The sequence below is a fragment of the Rahnella perminowiae genome (genome assembly GCF_019049695.1).
In the GTDB taxonomy this organism is placed as follows: domain Bacteria; phylum Pseudomonadota; class Gammaproteobacteria; order Enterobacterales; family Enterobacteriaceae; genus Rahnella; species Rahnella perminowiae.
Window position 1 is genome coordinate 44,214 of sequence record NZ_JAFMOT010000184.1, and the last position, 15,742, is coordinate 59,955.

Here is a 15,742-nt window from a genome sequence, read left to right on the forward strand (position 1 = left end):
CGCAACTTTGTTGCACTTGTTGCTATTTTGTTATTAAAAATTTACTTATTTGCTATCAACGCCTCAGTTGCAACATTTGTAACTAAAGAAAGCGCAACGCACCTGGGGATAAATAACAGCGGGAACCTGAGTTCCCGCTGTGGCGTGGCATATCTTCTCAGGCACCGCGTTGTAGCAGCATCGATTTGATATGACCGATAGCCTTGGTCGGATTCAGCCCCTTCGGACATACACTCACACAGTTCATGATGCTGTGGCAGCGGAATACGCTGAAAGCATCGTTCAGATCGTCGAGGCGCGATTGTGTCTCGGTATCGCGGCTGTCGATCAGGAAACGGTAAGCGGCCAGAAGGCCCGCCGGGCCGACAAACTTGTCCGGATTCCACCAGAAAGACGGACAGGACGTCGAACAGCAGGCGCAGAGAATACACTCGTATAATCCGTCCAGCTTTTCACGATCATCCGGCATCTGTAAATGTTCACGCGCCGGAGGATTTTTCCCATCATTCAACAAGTAAGGCTTAATCTTCTCATACTGCTTATAGAATTGCCCCATGTCTACTACAAGGTCACGGACAACCGGTAACCCTGGTAACGGACGGATAACAATTTTCTTGTTGCCGTTACGCAGCGTCGAGACGGGTGTGATACACGCCAGACCGTTTTTACCGTTCATGTTGACGCCATCTGACCCGCAAACCCCTTCACGGCATGAGCGGCGGAAAGCCAGCGTCGGATCCTGCTCTTTCAGCAAAATCAGCGCGTCGAGCAACATCATGTCGCGCCCTTCTTTGGCTTCCAGCACATAATCTTTCATGTACGGCACGTCATCGACGTCCGGGTTATAGCGATAAATCGAAAATTCAATTTTCATAATCTGTCTCCGCTCTGCCCTAGTATGTACGCGCTTTCGGCGGGAACGCTGCGCGAAGCTTAGGCTGCATGTTCACCTCACGGCGGGTCATGCTTTCTGTTTCCGGCTGATACAGCGTGTGGCACAACCAGTTCGCATCATCACGCTCAGGGAAGTCGAAACGGCTGTGTGCGCCACGGCTTTCGGTGCGGTAGTTTGCAGAGACGGCAGTGGAGAACGCGGTTTCCATCAGATTATCCAGTTCCAGGCACTCAACGCGCTGGGTATTGAATTCTGAGGACGTATCATCCAGACGGGCAGATTTCAGACGCTCGCGGATCACTTTCAGTTCTTCCAGCCCTTTCGCCATCGCATCACCTTCACGGAAGACCGAGAAGTTGTTCTGCATGCACGCTTGCAGATCTTTACGGATAGCCACAGGATCTTCACCTGAACGGGTGTTATTCCAGCGGTTCAGACGTTCCAGAGAGACATCAATGTCATCCTGAGAGGCATCACGGCTGTCACCCTGCTCTGCAATAGATTCCTGCAAATGCATGCCCGCTGCACGGCCAAACACCACCAGATCCAGTAGTGAGTTACCGCCAAGGCGGTTAGCCCCGTGTACCGATACGCAGGCGATTTCACCCACCGCGAACAGGCCTGGGATCACTTCGTCCTGGCCCTGTGCGTTAACACGCAGTGCCTGACCGGTCACCTTAGTCGGAATACCGCCCATCATGTAATGGCAGGTCGGAATAACCGGGATTGGCTCTTTCACCGGATCAACGTGGGCGAAGGTACGCGACAGTTCAAGGATCCCCGGCAGGCGGGATTCCAGAACGTCTTTACCCAGATGGTCGAGTTTCAGTTTGGCGTGCGGGCCCCACGGACCTTCACAGCCGCGGCCTTCGCGGATTTCGATCATGATGGAACGCGCCACCACGTCACGACCCGCCAGGTCTTTGGCATTCGGCGCATAACGTTCCATGAAACGCTCGCCGTCTTTATTAAGCAGATAACCGCCTTCACCACGACAGCCTTCTGTTACCAGAACGCCTGCGCCGGCGATACCGGTCGGGTGGAACTGCCACATTTCCATATCCTGCACCGGAACACCTGCACGCAGCGCCATGCCGACACCGTCGCCGGTATTAATGTGGGCGTTGGTGGTGGACTGGTAAATACGGCCTGCACCACCGGTCGCCAGCACGGTCGCTTTGGCTTTGAAGTACACCACTTCACCGGTTTCAATACAGATTGCGGTACAGCCAACGATCGCGCCGTCCTGGTTTTTCACTAAATCCAGCGAATACCATTCTGAGAAAATTGTGGTGCCATTTTTCAGGTTTTGCTGATACAGCGTATGCAACAAGGCGTGACCGGTACGGTCGGCTGCGGCGGCGGTACGTGCCGCCTGTTCGCCGCCGAAGTTCTTCGACTGTCCGCCAAACGGACGCTGATAAATACGGCCGTCTTCAAGACGGGAGAAAGGCAGCCCCATGTGTTCGAGTTCCAGAATCGCTTCCGGCCCGGTTTTACACATATATTCAATGGCGTCCTGGTCACCGATATAGTCGGAACCTTTTACGGTGTCGTACATATGCCATTCCCAGTCATCCTCATGGGTGTTACCCAGCGCAACGGTAATACCGCCCTGCGCTGACACCGTATGGGAGCGGGTCGGGAAGACTTTTGAAATCAGGGCACAAGACAGCCCCATTTGCGAAATTTGTAACGCGGCACGCATACCGGCGCCACCCGCACCGATAACGACAGCATCAAACTCTCTGACTGGCAGATTCATTTACTACGCTCCCCAAACAACAATTGTTCCGTAAAGTAGGTAAACCACTAACACCACGACAATAGCCAGTTGCAGCACCAGTCGGACAGCCAGCGATTTCACATAGTCCGTTAACACCTGCCACATGCCGATCCACGCGTGTATCAGAATTGAGAGCAGCGCCAGCAGTGTGAATACTTTGGTGATGGAGGAAGAGAAGAAGCCATGCCAGACATCAAATGTCAGTTCCTGAGCCAGAACCACAAAGCCCAGAATATAGAGGATGTACAAGGTGAGGATAATTGCGGAAGCACGCAGTAACAGCCAGTCGTGCACACCATTACGCCCTAACGCAGAAACGTTGCTTACCATACGAGGACTCCAGCCAGAATTGACAGCACGACGGTCAGACCGATTGCCACCTGGGCAGAACGGGTACCGGCAGCCAAACTCTCTTCGATATAGCCAAAATCCATCAGCAAATGGCGGACGCCACCGCAAACGTGATAGGCCAGCGCAGTGAGTATTCCCCAAAAGATGAATTTTACGAACAAGCTATTCATGATGGCGGCAGCATGTGCAAACCCTTCAGGAGAAGAGAGAGACAGGCCTAACAGCCAGAGGAGGATACCGACGGCGACGAAGGTAATTACGCCAGAGACTCGGTGTAAGATGGACGCTATCGCAGTAACAGGAAATCGGATCGTTTGCAGATCCAGATTGACAGGTCTTTGTTTTTTCACGGTTTTGCCCACACAGCTCTTATTATTTTCCCTCCGGTCCGGAGCAGTATGTCAGACAGCACCCTTTCCTTTGTTCTTGTCGCTGTGGGTGCGTTGGCTGCGCGCTCACCCTAATCACTAACCTGTGTCAGCTCATAAGGATTCGGTTGCTTGCCGCCTTCCCACAACACCAATAACTTTGGAAAGCTGAGCTAAAAGCTCATCATTTTTCGCGCTCAAAGGACGACATCCAGTGTGCTTAAAAGGCGCGATAAAAGTATTTTCGTAGCCGTAACGTGAAGGGCGAAGAAAATGATGCTGGGTGCTCCTACTTCGGATTGTCCGGAGACCTTGTAGGAGTATAGGTTGATCACATTCTTATTACAATTGCCCTACAAATGCTTTATTCACATTTCTGCGAAACAGTGAGTTATCTCTCACTTTTCATAAAAGACACAAAATAAATTATCTGGTTTGACATTTGATCAACATTTCTATTACAAAAGAACTATTCCAATAGGACTGTGATTCTGAGCACATACCGGCTTCGCCTTCACGCACCAAAATAGTGAAAGTTTCTGAAGAATCAGCGGATCACACAATCGCAAGTCGGGGTCTTCCCTGATGGCCCAAGTTATGCAAAAGTGGTGATTGTGTAAATCCTCATACTCTTCACCGGTACTGAGTGACAGAACAGTAATGATTTACCGAATCGTTAACAACGATGAAACGCCGCTTGTTTGTCACAGAGCAGTCTGAGACTGCACTTCGACTCAGCTCTACGTTCCCTTCCCATTCGATCGCAGAGCTAAGGCTGACAATAATAATGACCTTACAAGGCGTCGCTTCCAGGCATTTCTGTTGTTACTGATTTTTAAAAATAAGGCGCTAAGGAGACTGTAAATGGCTGATAAGAAAGCGACACTTACCCTACAAGGTCACGACCCGATTGAACTTAATGTGCTGTCCGGCACGCTGGGCCAGGATGAAGTGGATATCCGCACCCTCGGTTCCAAAGGTCTTTTCACTTATGACCCCGGCTTCACCTCTACTGCATCCTGCGAGTCCAAAATCACCTATATCGATGGTGACGAAGGCGTTCTGCTGCACCGTGGTTTCCCGATTGACCAGCTGGCACAAGAGTCCACTTTCCTTGAAGTGAGCTACCTGCTGCTGAACGGCGAAGTGCCGACTCAGAAACAGTATGATGAATTCAAAACCAATGTTACCCGTCACACGATGGTGCATGAGCAAATCACCCGTCTGTTCCACGGCTTCCGTCGCGACTCTCACCCGATGGCTGTTCTGTGTGGTGTCACCGGCGCACTGGCAGCGTTTTATCACGACTCGATCGATGTAGAAAACGAACGTCACCGTGAAATCGCTGCTTACCGTCTGCTGTCCAAAATGCCGACCGTTGCCGCCATGTGTTACAAATATTCTATCGGCCAGCCGTTTGTATATCCGCGCAACGACCTGTCCTATGCCGGTAACTTCCTGCACATGATGTTCGCCACTCCGTGTGAAGAATACAAAGTGAACCCGATTCTGGAACGCGCGATGGATCGTATCCTGATCCTGCACGCTGACCACGAGCAAAACGCCTCTACATCCACCGTGCGTACCGCCGGTTCTTCTGGCGCTAATCCGTTTGCCTGTATTGCTGCGGGTATCGCATCCCTGTGGGGACCGGCCCACGGCGGCGCGAATGAAGCTGCACTGAAAATGCTGGAAGAAATCAGCAGCGTTGATCACATTCCTGAATTCGTGAAACGCGCGAAAGATAAAAATGATTCCTTCCGCCTGATGGGCTTTGGTCACCGTGTTTATAAAAACTATGACCCGCGCGCGACCGTGATGCGTGAAACCTGTCATGAAGTCCTGAAAGAGCTGGATCTGAAAGACAACCTGCTGGAAGTGGCGATGGAGCTTGAGCATATCGCGCTGAACGACCCTTACTTCATCGAGAAGAAACTGTACCCGAACGTCGATTTCTACTCCGGCATCATCCTGAAAGCGATGGGTATTCCGTCTTCCATGTTCACCGTGATCTTCGCGATGGCACGTACTGTCGGCTGGATTGCTCACTGGAGCGAAATGCATCAGGAAGGCGTCAAAATCGCCCGTCCGCGCCAGCTTTATACCGGCTATGACAAACGCGATTTCCATTCTCAGCTGAAAAAGTAATCTTCCTTTTCAAGGATGACAAAAAGGCTCCCGGGGGAGCCTTTTTCATTTCGGTGCGTTTGCTATACCTGACACACCGGACACCAGAAGAACGGTCGCGATGACACGCTGGTTTTCATAATCGGATCGCCGCAACGTTCGCAGGGTAAGCCTGTCCGGCCAAACACCTTGAAACGAAACAGCGCACCGTGATGCACATTTTCATCCATCGTGCCGCGCGTGGCATACGATAAGCGCGCAACAGATAAACAGGCATCGGCCAGCGCCTGCAGTTCCGTTTCGTTCAGCTCTTTGGGTTTATGATCCGGCAGCAGTTTCGCCAGCCAGAGAATTTCCGCCCGCAGATAATTGCCCAATCCCGCCAGAAAGGCCTGATCCAGCAACATTCCGCCTAACTGACGGTTGCAAAATTTAGGGGACAATAACCGCTCACGTACCTGCTCGACAGTCAGACGCTCATCCAGCACATCCGGGCCGATACGTTGCAGGAACGGATGATTTTCGATCTCCGCCGTATCGTAAATACTGATTTCGGATGCACTGTACAGCAGGATCGCCGCCTCCGTGGTTTCCAGCATGACCCGCAGCGAGCGTTTGGTTTCCCTGGCGACTTCGCCGGCCTTCACTACCCGCCAGACCCCGTAAAGCTGATTGTGACTATAAAGAGTCAGACCGTTGGAAAAGTGCGTCAGCAGTGCTTTTCCGCGTGTTTCAATTGACGTGATTTTCGTGCCCCTGAGCGCTGACTGATAGGGTTTGAGTGCCGGAAACGCAAACCAGACATCGGTCAGGGGCTTATTCACTACCGCAGCAGCCAGCACATCAGCTGCGCGGCGGATTTCAGGACCTTCAGGCATCAGTGAGTTGCACCCCCGGCAATTTTCAAATCCTGCTCCGTATGCAGCGCGATGGCGATAGTCAGCTCAAGGGCGTTCAGAACAGTATGTACTGACATACTTGGCGCACCCGGATGATGTGCGGCCTGTTCCGGCAGATAAGGAATATGGATAAAACCGCCCTTCACCACTTTGCAGGCAGGCTGCGCCAGACGATGTAACAGGCCGTACATCACATGATTGCAGACGTAAGTACCGGCGGTTTGCGACACCGATGCCGGGATCCCTGACTCGCGCAATCCGTTGACAATCGTCTTGATCGGCAGGGTGGAAAAATACGCTGCCGGGCCCGTGCTGACGATGGTTTCATCCACCGGCTGGTTACCCTCGTTATCGGCAATACGCGCATCATCGACATTGATCGCTACGCGTTCGATACTGAAATCACTCCGGCCACCGGCCTGCCCGACGCAGATCACCATTTCAGGCAGCACTTCATCAATGGCCGCATTGAGTGCATCAATGGCTTTGCCGAACACACACGGCAACTGACGCACCACAATCTGCGCACCCGACAATTCCAGGTCACCCAGTTGCCTGACCACTTCCCATGACGGATTAACGCGCTCGCCGCCAAAGGGCTCGAAACCGGTGACTAAAACTTTACGCATAGATGCTCCTCAGATTCTGCCAAAATCAGCCTGCGCTGATCTGAATATCCTGTTCAACAAACGCATTCCTCAGCCGCCGGGCAAACGTCAGTGCATGTTCACCATCACCATGCAGACAAACAGTGTCAGCTTTAACCGGCACCCAGACGCCTTCACGGCTGAGTACTTTCTGTTGCTGTACCATCGACAGCGTCTGGTCCAGCGCCAGTTCATCGCTTTCGATCATTGCATCCGGCTGACTGCGTGGCACCAGCGTACCGTTGCTCTGATAACGCCGGTCAGCGAATACTTCCTGACGGGTTTGCAATCCCAGGCGTTCACCGGCATGAATTAATTCGCTGCCCGCCAGCCCGACCAGACGCAATGCCGGATCTACCGCATGCACCGCCCGGGCGATAACATCCGCGAGTACGGGGTCGGTTGCTGCCTGGTTGTACAACATGCCGTGCGGCTTCACATGCACCATATGCCCGCCTTCGGCACGGGTGATGGCAGCCAGTGCACCCAACTGATACACCACCTGGGCATACAGGGTTTCGGCAGGCACGTTCATGGCAGTGCGGCCAAAATTTTCGCGATCCGCAAAACCTGGGTGCGCACCAATTGCCACACCGTATTTCAGCGCATGGCGTACGGATTGCCGCATGGTCTGCGCATCTCCGGCATGAAATCCGCAGGCAATATTGGCCGAACTGACGAGTTGTAACAGTGCCTCATCATGTGCACAGCCTTCGCCTAGATCGGCATTAAGATCAACGATCATGCAGCCCCCGTTTAATCTGTTCGATAAAGAGCGATTGCTCACGCAAGGCTTTCTGCGCCTCTTCCGGTGTGCATTTGACGAAATGCACCGGTTCGCCCAGCCGGATTTGCGCCAGATTATACAAATCCGCCTCAATGACACAGGCAATACGCGGATAGCCGCCGGTGGTCTGGGCATCAGCCATTAGCACAATCGGCTGCCCCCCGTGCGGCACCTGAACTACACCCGGCAATAAGCCGTGCGACAGAATTTCACGGTCAGTTTCGCGTTTCAGTGTGTGACCGTGCAGCCGGTATCCCATACGGTTACTTTGCGGGCTCAGCTGCCAGGCGGCGCGCCAGAACTCCCCGCGCGACGTCTCGCTGAACTCCTGATACTCCGGCCCCGGCAATGCACGAATACGGTTACCAAACAGTAGCTGTTTAATGCCACAGGATTTTTTCGGCTGCCCAAACGAATCGCCGGTGGGCAACCTGTCACCGTCTTGCAATGCCCGCCCGTGAAAGCCACCAAATTTGGCTTTCAGATCGGTACTGCGCGATCCCATGACTTCAGGCACATCAATGCCGCCGGAAATCGCCAGATAGCTGCGCATACCACGGGTGGGCATTTTCAGGGTCAGTATCTGGCCCGGCTTCACTTTGTAACACCAGCCGGTCCATACCTCTTTCCCATCAAGCTGTGCATGACAACCGGCCCCGGTCAGCGCTATCCAGCCTTCACGGTAAAATTCAGCACTGAACTGGCCGAGTGTGATTTCCAGCGCCGCCGCATTTTCGTCATTGCCGGCCAGCAGATTGGCAGACCGCAGTGCCGGGGCATCCAGCGCACCCGACTGACTCACGCCCTGCTGGCGGTAACCGTTGCGACCCAAGTCCTGCACCGTGGTCAACATCCCGGCGCGTAAAACCTTCAGCATACGCCCTCCTTCTGTGGCACGAAGCGTACGCTGTCACCCGGCAGCAGTAATGTCGGTGATGCACGCAGGGGATCAAACATCGCGACTGGCGTCTGACCGATCAGTTGCCAGCCGCCCGGCGTCGAGAGAGGATAAATGCCGGTCTGACTGCCACCAATGCCAACAGAGCCCGCAGGCACCGACAGACGCGGTTCGCCGTGACGTGGCGTGGCAAGTTTCGATGGCATGCCGCCCAGATAAGGAAAACCGGGCTGGAAGCCGAGAAAATAAACGGTGTAGTCAACACCCGCATGGCATTCAACCACCTGACCCGGCGTCATACCGGTATGGCGTGCCACGTTGTCTAAATCCGGCCCCTGCAGACCGCCGTAAATCACAGGAATTTCAACCAGCCGCGATTCCGGCTCGATGGCTTCGCTTTCTTCCCACCAGTTTTGCAGTCGCTCAATTGCATCCAGCGCCGAACTTTGCGCCTCGGTGAGTAATACCGTCAGATTATTCATACCGGGAATGACTTCACGCACGCCCGGATACACGGCGCGATCCTGTAAACGTTGCGTCAGTCCCCAGATCCGCTGCTGGCTTGCCAGCGACACCGGGGGGTCAAGTTCCAGCACTACCGCGCGTTCGCCCAGCAGGTAACATCGTGCTCGTTGCACTCAGATACTCCTTAAAGAAGGGTTGTGGATCATCGGGTTATTCATCGAATCAATAGCGTGAGATTTGTTATCAGTTATGCGTGAAACAGAGTACTGATGTCAACTCATCTCCCTGTTGTGCGGGACACTGAGGTTTCGCCCGCCGCCTTCACCTGCTACTCTCAGAAACGTTGCTGTTTTTTAGCGTTTGGATAACGCCTTCGTTACACAATAGGGATGGCCTGTGAGAAAACCATTAGCACTCTTTTTTCCGCTTTATACCACGACATTACTGATGTTATTGGGCTCCGGCCTGCTGACGACTTACATTTCCCTGCGTCTTTCCGCCATTCATGTCAGTGGTGCGATGATCGGGGCGATCATCGCGGCTAACTACATCGGACTGGTGATCGGCGGCAAGGTTGGCCATATCCTGATCGCCCGCGTAGGTCATATTCGTGCCTACGTTTCCTGCTCCGGTATCATCACCGCCGCCGTGCTGGGGCATGGCCTGACTGACATCATCCCGGTCTGGGTGGTACTGCGTCTGATCATCGGCTTATGCATGATGGTGCAATATATGGTGCTGGAAAGCTGGCTCAACGATCAGGCTGAAGCCAACCAGCGCGGCGTGGTATTCGGCTTTTATATGGTGGCCTCTTATCTCGGGATGGCGCTCGGTCAGGTCGTACTGATGCTCAACAGCGATTTAGGCGTGAGTACGCTTATCGTTATTGCCCTGTGTTTCGCCCTGTGCCTTGTGCCGATTGCACTGACCACGCGCACTAACGTCGGCCATATGTCTCCGGCACCGATGGAGCTTAAATTCTTTATCGGCACGATCCCCAAGGTGCTGGCGATTACACTGGTTATCGGCATGGTCGTCGGCTCGTTTTACGGGATGGCACCGATTTACACCAGTCAGCAAGCGCTGACCACTCAACAAACCGGTCTGTTTATGGCGCTGGCGATTTTCGCCGGTCTGCTGGCACAGTTCCCGCTCAGCTGGCTTTCCGACCGCTATAACCGCAACATGCTGATGCGCATAAACGCCATCCTGCTGGCCATTACCGCCCTGCCGCTGGCGTTGTTCAGCCACATTTCATTCCCGCTGTTGCTCGCCATTGGTTTTGTCGTCAGCCTGATGCAGTTCACGCTGTACCCGCTGATTGTCGCACTTGCCAATGACATGATCGAACCGGAGCGTCGTGTCTCGCTTTCAGCCTGTCTGCTGATGGCTTTTGGCGTCGGTGCCTGTATCGGCCCGCTGGCGGTCGGTGCGCTGATCCAGCCATTGGGCGGCAACATTCTTTACGCCTTTTTCGCGCTGTGTGGTGTAGGTATTGTGGCGCTGAGCCGCACTTCCAGAAAAGAAGAAGCCATGCAAATGGCCACCGATGCGCCGGTTCCGCACATCGCCATACCTGACAGTCTGAGCAGTTCCCCGCTCTCGCCTGCCCTGAACCCGGCGTTTGACGAACAGATGATTCAGGAAACCATGCCCGCGCCGGAAAATGTGGTGGAACCCGTGGTTGACGAAAGCGAAGCCACAGAGGAAGAAGAGGAAAGCAAGTACCCACCCCAGGGCGCAGACCCTGAAGTGGATACCGGATTACAGCGGGCATTTACCCTGCTGGAAGACAGCGTTTCTGAAGAGACTAGCGAAAAGAAAAATTAGGCCGGGTTATCGATATCGATAAACATGACATCAAGATTATGCTCAGCAGCTAACCATTCGCCCAGTGCTTTCACGCCATAACGTTCGGTGGCGTGATGGCCTGCGGCGTAGAAATGCAGCCCCATTTCGCGGGCAATGTGAATGGTCTGCTCGGACACTTCGCCGCTGATAAAGGCATCGACGCCATATTCTGCCGCTTTCTGAATGTAACCCTGACCACCCCCGGAGCACCATGCGACACGGCGGATTTCGGCCGGTGCATTCTGTGAACTGTGCAACACGTTGCGATCCAGCGTGACTTCAATGCGCTGGCGGAATTCTTCACCGGTCAGCGGTTTTTCCAGTTCTCCCCAGGGCAACAGCACCGCAATTTCGCCCTGTACGTTAATACCGAACAATTTCGCCAGCTGCGCGTTATTCCCCAGTTCCGGATGACCATCCAGCGGCAGATGGTAGGCATACATATTGGTATCCGTTGCCAGCAATGTTTTAAGACGGTTACGTTTCATGCCACGGATTTCAGCCGGTTCGTCTTTCCAGAAATAACCGTGATGCACCAGAACCGCATCGGCTTCGACAGCAATCGCGGCATCCAGCAGATCCTGTGACGCCGTTACGCCGGTCACCACACGCTGCACTTCACGCCGTCCTTCGACCTGCAATCCGTTCGGTGCGTAATCTTTGTAATTGCTGATATCCAGTTTCTGATTAATCAGCTTTTCAAGCTGGAGGTTGTTCATGACGTTTCTCGTTATTAATGGATGGTCTATTTGATCTCTAATTTATCACCCTGCGCCATCCGCACAAACTTCACGCCCAGATTATTCCCTTTTTCCAGCTGCGCCATGATCTCTTTTTCAGGATCAGCACCGGCTTTCAGGCTCGGTTTAACGTGGCTGATAATCACCGTGATGCCGTTCAGCGCCCCTTCGCCTCCGGCATATTCCTGCCACCGCCCAAGCTCTTTGAGCAACCAGTCCGGCGTCAGATGTCCGAACAGTTTGCTGTCAGGCACACCATCCGGATAAGACGTTTCGATGATGATGCCTTTCAGCCGTTTAGCTTTCACCTCATCGCCCAGCACGCGCCACACGGTATCGAGATTTTTTGATTTTTCGACTTCATCCGGGCCGGTATCGCCGAAGAAGGCAAACGACGCTTTATTACGGCTCACCAGAATCATGGCCGAGGGTGTGCCGCCGTGGCTGAGCGGGTAAATATTGCCGTCCAGGCCGGTCAGGCCAAGGGAGAACCGTTGCGCCGGGCGCTGCTGGTTCAGGCGATAGGTGCCGATGCGTAAACCACTGCCGGAGTCGGTGAAGTTAGGCCAGACGCGGCCGTTGAAGTAATGCTGACGCAGCGTACCAATGGTATCCGCTGTGCCGTAAATCGGTTTTTTGCTGTCTTCCGGGGAACTGATGATCAACCCCGCCAGGTGGTCGAGATGGCCGTGACTGATAAAGTATCCGCCAATCAGGTTGCGGAAAACCGCGCCCTGCGGGGTCAGCGGCGCAGCATTTTCAGCCGTCACCTGTGGAAAACTGCCTTTCTCCAGCGCCTTGCGAATGCCGGGCAAAACAGAGCCGGCATCCAGACCGAGATAGAGTTTTTGATCATCACTGCGGATCAGGTACGAGGTGAGATTGCCTTCTTCGACGCCGCCATTCACACCCAGCGCCACGACATCAAACCCCGCACTCGCCTGCCCCGTCCAGCATGCCAGCATCAGCGCCAGCAGGTATTTTTTCATCACATCGCTCCTTGTCGTGGTGAGAGAGTAAAGTCAGTCTGACCGGTTTTTTGCCGCCTCAAAGGCTGCAAGCGTGTCTTTTCTCGCCCGCGCGTGATCAATAACCGGCAGCGGATAGTCTAACACGCGCCGGTATTTTTCCGCCCAGCGATGCGGTTGATGAATGTCTCTTTCCGGCACATCCGACAGTTCCGGCACCCAGGCTTTGATAAAGCGTCCGGCTTTGTCAAAACGTTCGCCCTGAGTTGTCGGATTGAAAATACGGAAATACGGCGCAGCATCTGTGCCGGTAGAAGCGCCCCATTGCCAGCCGCCGTTGTTAGCCGCCAGATCGCCATCCAGCAGTTGCGACATGAAATAGCGCTCGCCTTCGCGCCAGTTGATCAGTAAATCCTTCACCAGAAAACTGGCGACAATCATCCGCAGACGGTTATGCATCCAGCCCGTCGTATTCAGTTGCCGCATGGCCGCATCCACAATGGGATAACCGGTTTTTCCTTCTTTCCACGCCTGTAAATCATCCGGGGCGTGACGCCACCGCACGTTATCCGTCCATTCAAGGAAGGGCTGATGTTTGCAAAGTTTCGGCCAGGCGACGATCAGATGACGATAAAACTCGCGCCACACCAGTTCATTCAGCCAGCCAAATGCGCCGCTGTCGGTTTTCTCCAGCACCTGCGGACATTCCGTTCGCAGACGGTTCAGGCACTGGCGCGGCGACAGCACACCAATCGCCAGATACGGCGACAACGAACTGGTGCCAGCGGCGGCCGGCAGATCGCGCTGACTGAGATAATCCTGCACCTGCTCCCGGCAAAAACGGCGCAACTGGTTGCGCGCTGCTTCTTCGCCGACAGCAAAATCATCGCCGATATCTTCCAGCGGATAATCGAACGGCATCAGCGGATGGATGACCACTTTTCCGGTATGCTCACGGATTTGCGGCGCAGGCAGCGAACGGCCGTCAGATTCAGTGAGACGGGATAAAAACGCCCGACGAAACGGCGTGTAAACCTTATACATCTCCCCGTTTCCGGTGGTCACGGAGCCGGGTGGCAACAGCAGGCTGTCATCGAAGGCCTGGCACACTACCGACCCGCAGACCGCCTTCTCCAGCGCGACATCCCGCTGGCGCTCATTGATTTCATACTGTTTATTATAAAACAGCGATTCCACCTTTTCGGCTTTGCAGAAATCTTTCAGCCACGCCACGCTGTCGGCAAAATCGTCACACTGGTGGTAATGCAGGGGAATACCACGTTCAGCCAGCGCATGTTGTAACACCTGAAGGTGCTGATAAATAAACATTGCCTGTCGCGGCGCCATTTCATGTCGTTTCCACTGCTCCGGTGTGGCTATAAATACGGCAATAATACGCGCCTGCGGATCTTCACAGGCGGCATGCAACGCGCGATTGTCGGTTACCCGTAAATCATTACGAAACCAGACTAAATGCGTGGTCATAATTTTCCTTTTAATGTCCGTATCGAAGCTTTAAGGCTTCCGGATAAGGCTCGAAATAACGCTGGTCAGCCAGGTAGGCGTCCGGGTATTCAGACATATAATGTTTCAGCAAGGTAATCGGCGCCAGCAACGGCTGCATTCCCTGACGGTAACGATCAATAAGCCCGGCAAGTTCTTGTCGTTGTGCCGGACTCAGCTGCTTACGGAAATATCCCTGTACATGCATCAGCACATTGGTGTGATTACGGCGCGTAGCTTTGTGGCTCATCAGATTCATCAGCCGTAACCGGTATTCGGTGAAATAGTCCTCAAGGGAATCCCATTCAGCCATCGCAGCCACAAAGCGCCCCAGCTCACGATATTCGGGCTGAGAATGGGCCAGTAAAATGAGTTTATAACGACTGTGGAAGGCCATCAGTTTGCCACGTGTCAGGCCACCTTCGCGAAGCTGATTCAGTTCAAACAGCGCAAAAACGCGCTCAACAAAATTCTCCCGCAGTACGGGATCGTTTAACCGGCCGTCTTCTTCCACCGGCAGCCACGGATGCTGTTTCATCAGCTCGGCGGTATACAGCCCGACGCCGCATTTTTTGGCATCTTTACCGTTGGCGCTGTATACCCGGACCCGCTCCATCCCGCAGCTCGGGGATTTCGCGCAGACGATATAACCGCACAAGCCGGTCAGCGGTGCCACACGTTTTTCGGCGTAATGCTGCATTTTTTCGGTGACGTCAACGGTCTCGTCGTTACTGAAACGCATCACAATACTGTCGTCCATTTTAACCAGACGCAACGCCGGGCGGGGCGTTGGCAGGCCGATCGCCATTTCCGGGCAGATAGGTTCGAAGCGCACATAAGGCGCCAGTTGCTCTACGGCAAACGCCAGACGTTTATGTCCGCCATCAAAGCGGACATTTTCACCCAGCAGGCATGCACTGATACCAATCGGAATTGTTTTCGTCATTGTCGGCACCTTGCATTGAAAGAAGAAAAGAGAGGCGGCATTGATTCATCACCCTTACGTATAATCTTAGCACAACTTATACATAAAAATAATCTTGTACAGGTTTATCGGCGGGCAATAAAAAACCCCGCTGGAGGAACGGGGTTTCTTTTGGCACCTCCCCTTCGCAGGGGAGGGAGCTAAATTAATAAAAGTCTTGTGTCGCCATCTCGGCATGACTCAGCCACACCGGCTTATCGCTGGTTTTCATCCAGACGCGGTGTAAATAGCTGTAAAAACGGGCGCGGTCAGCGCGGAACAGCATGACCGGCAGGGCCAGAACTCCGGCGGCAATAACAAAAGCGCGGCGGGCCAGTATGCGGGTCATCGTGTATGGCGTGTAATCATTCATCGCGTTGCTCCTGTGAAATGTGGAAAGTTTTTGAACACTGTAAGTTGCGAAAAATATACCGCAATTGATGAAATTTTACTACTCATCTGACCACTTTTATGTGTAAATTTTCGCCAATTT

General features: G+C 53.7%; 16 protein-coding genes. 2 read left to right on the forward strand and 14 right to left on the reverse strand.

All coding sequences use genetic code 11. The annotated features are described in order from the left end of the window. Positions 1-157 precede the first annotated feature (157 nt). From J1781_RS18390 to sdhC, 4 genes are read right to left on the reverse strand one after another with little or no spacing between them, the layout of a single operon-like run. Positions 158-874: a succinate dehydrogenase iron-sulfur subunit gene (locus J1781_RS18390; protein WP_129952014.1), complete on the reverse strand. Its 717-nt coding sequence runs from the start codon at positions 872-874 to the stop codon at positions 158-160. A 19-nt stretch (positions 875-893) separates the two neighbouring features. Continuing rightward, positions 894-2,660 carry a succinate dehydrogenase flavoprotein subunit gene (gene sdhA / locus J1781_RS18395; protein ID WP_217233991.1) on the reverse strand — a complete coding sequence of 589 codons (1,767 nt, stop codon included), beginning with the start codon at positions 2,658-2,660 and terminating at the stop codon, positions 894-896. A 3-nt stretch (positions 2,661-2,663) separates the two neighbouring features. Continuing rightward, positions 2,664-3,011 carry a succinate dehydrogenase membrane anchor subunit gene (gene sdhD, locus J1781_RS18400; RefSeq protein WP_129952016.1) on the reverse strand — a complete coding sequence of 116 codons (348 nt, stop codon included), beginning with the start codon at positions 3,009-3,011 and terminating at the stop codon, positions 2,664-2,666. After that, complete coding sequence (gene sdhC / locus J1781_RS18405; RefSeq protein ID WP_129952017.1) at positions 3,005-3,394, reverse strand: succinate dehydrogenase cytochrome b556 subunit; 390 nt, start codon at positions 3,392-3,394, stop codon at positions 3,005-3,007. The genes sdhD and sdhC overlap by 7 nt, the downstream gene beginning before the upstream one ends. An 870-nt stretch (positions 3,395-4,264) precedes the next feature. Between sdhC and J1781_RS18410 the strand changes: the two genes are divergently transcribed. Then, positions 4,265-5,548 carry a citrate synthase gene (locus J1781_RS18410; RefSeq protein WP_217233992.1) on the forward strand — a complete coding sequence of 428 codons (1,284 nt, stop codon included), beginning with the start codon at positions 4,265-4,267 and terminating at the stop codon, positions 5,546-5,548. A gap of 62 nt (positions 5,549-5,610) precedes the next feature. Here the strand turns inward: J1781_RS18410 and nei are convergent, their stop codons facing one another. From nei to pxpB, 5 genes are read right to left on the reverse strand one after another with little or no spacing between them, the layout of a single operon-like run. Then, positions 5,611-6,405, reverse strand: coding sequence for an endonuclease VIII (nei, locus tag J1781_RS18415; RefSeq protein ID WP_129952020.1), 795 nt, complete (start codon positions 6,403-6,405; stop codon positions 5,611-5,613). After that, on the reverse strand, positions 6,405-7,055 hold the full coding sequence (gene pcp / locus J1781_RS18420) for a pyroglutamyl-peptidase I (RefSeq protein ID WP_217233993.1): 651 nt from the start codon (positions 7,053-7,055) through the stop codon (positions 6,405-6,407). Before pcp ends, nei begins: the two co-directional genes overlap by 1 nt. A gap of 25 nt (positions 7,056-7,080) precedes the next feature. Further along, entirely contained in the window at positions 7,081-7,818 is a 738-nt protein-coding gene (pxpA, locus tag J1781_RS18425) for a 5-oxoprolinase subunit PxpA (protein ID WP_129952022.1), read from the reverse strand. Next, complete coding sequence (pxpC, locus tag J1781_RS18430) at positions 7,808-8,737, reverse strand: 5-oxoprolinase subunit PxpC (protein ID WP_129952023.1); 930 nt, start codon at positions 8,735-8,737, stop codon at positions 7,808-7,810. Before pxpC ends, pxpA begins: the two co-directional genes overlap by 11 nt. Continuing rightward, positions 8,731-9,396: a 5-oxoprolinase subunit PxpB gene (gene pxpB / locus J1781_RS18435; protein ID WP_129952024.1), complete on the reverse strand. Its 666-nt coding sequence runs from the start codon at positions 9,394-9,396 to the stop codon at positions 8,731-8,733. Before pxpB ends, pxpC begins: the two co-directional genes overlap by 7 nt. Before the next feature lie 223 nt (positions 9,397-9,619). On the opposite strand from pxpB, the gene J1781_RS18440 reads away from it, so the two are divergent. Then, on the forward strand, positions 9,620-11,053 hold the full coding sequence (locus J1781_RS18440) for an MFS transporter (protein WP_129990573.1): 1,434 nt from the start codon (positions 9,620-9,622) through the stop codon (positions 11,051-11,053). Here J1781_RS18440 and J1781_RS18445 read toward each other — a convergent pair. The 5 genes from J1781_RS18445 to J1781_RS18465 form a co-directional block, all read right to left on the reverse strand. After that, complete coding sequence (locus J1781_RS18445; RefSeq protein WP_129952026.1) at positions 11,050-11,793, reverse strand: type 2 GTP cyclohydrolase I; 744 nt, start codon at positions 11,791-11,793, stop codon at positions 11,050-11,052. The genes J1781_RS18440 and J1781_RS18445 overlap by 4 nt on opposite strands. A gap of 26 nt (positions 11,794-11,819) precedes the next feature. Beyond that, a complete protein-coding gene (locus J1781_RS18450) occupies positions 11,820-12,803 on the reverse strand; it encodes an MBL fold metallo-hydrolase (RefSeq protein WP_129952027.1) in 984 nt (327 codons plus the stop codon). A gap of 33 nt (positions 12,804-12,836) precedes the next feature. Continuing rightward, positions 12,837-14,267, reverse strand: coding sequence for a deoxyribodipyrimidine photo-lyase (phrB, locus tag J1781_RS18455; RefSeq protein ID WP_217220830.1), 1,431 nt, complete (start codon positions 14,265-14,267; stop codon positions 12,837-12,839). A gap of 10 nt (positions 14,268-14,277) precedes the next feature. Continuing rightward, positions 14,278-15,231, reverse strand: coding sequence for a YbgA family protein (locus J1781_RS18460; RefSeq protein ID WP_129990577.1), 954 nt, complete (start codon positions 15,229-15,231; stop codon positions 14,278-14,280). Positions 15,232-15,415: 184 nt separating this feature from the next. Beyond that, the gene (locus J1781_RS18465; RefSeq protein WP_013576456.1) at positions 15,416-15,622 is read right to left on the reverse strand and encodes a YbfA family protein; all 207 of its coding nucleotides are present in this window, start codon (positions 15,620-15,622) and stop codon (positions 15,416-15,418) included. Between the last annotated feature and the right edge of the window lie 120 nt (positions 15,623-15,742).

Bases quoted from the DNA above. Each gene is read 5' to 3' on its own strand.
- J1781_RS18390 (WP_129952014.1), bottom strand. From the start codon at position 874: ATGAAAATTGAATTTTCGATTTATCGCTATAACCCGGACGTCGATGAC.
- sdhA (WP_217233991.1), bottom strand. From the start codon at position 2,660: ATGAATCTGCCAGTCAGAGAGTTTGATGCTGTCGTTATCGGTGCGGGT.
- sdhD (WP_129952016.1), bottom strand. From the start codon at position 3,011: ATGGTAAGCAACGTTTCTGCGTTAGGGCGTAATGGTGTGCACGACTGG.
- J1781_RS18410 (WP_217233992.1), top strand. From the start codon at position 4,265: ATGGCTGATAAGAAAGCGACACTTACCCTACAAGGTCACGACCCGATT.
- nei (WP_129952020.1), bottom strand. From the start codon at position 6,405: ATGCCTGAAGGTCCTGAAATCCGCCGCGCAGCTGATGTGCTGGCTGCT.
- pcp (WP_217233993.1), bottom strand. From the start codon at position 7,055: ATGCGTAAAGTTTTAGTCACCGGTTTCGAGCCCTTTGGCGGCGAGCGC.
- pxpA (WP_129952022.1), bottom strand. From the start codon at position 7,818: ATGATCGTTGATCTTAATGCCGATCTAGGCGAAGGCTGTGCACATGAT.
- pxpC (WP_129952023.1), bottom strand. From the start codon at position 8,737: ATGCTGAAGGTTTTACGCGCCGGGATGTTGACCACGGTGCAGGACTTG.
- J1781_RS18445 (WP_129952026.1), bottom strand. From the start codon at position 11,793: ATGAACAACCTCCAGCTTGAAAAGCTGATTAATCAGAAACTGGATATC.
- J1781_RS18450 (WP_129952027.1), bottom strand. From the start codon at position 12,803: ATGAAAAAATACCTGCTGGCGCTGATGCTGGCATGCTGGACGGGGCAG.
- phrB (WP_217220830.1), bottom strand. From the start codon at position 14,267: ATGACCACGCATTTAGTCTGGTTTCGTAATGATTTACGGGTAACCGAC.
- J1781_RS18460 (WP_129990577.1), bottom strand. From the start codon at position 15,231: ATGACGAAAACAATTCCGATTGGTATCAGTGCATGCCTGCTGGGTGAA.
- J1781_RS18465 (WP_013576456.1), bottom strand. From the start codon at position 15,622: ATGAATGATTACACGCCATACACGATGACCCGCATACTGGCCCGCCGC.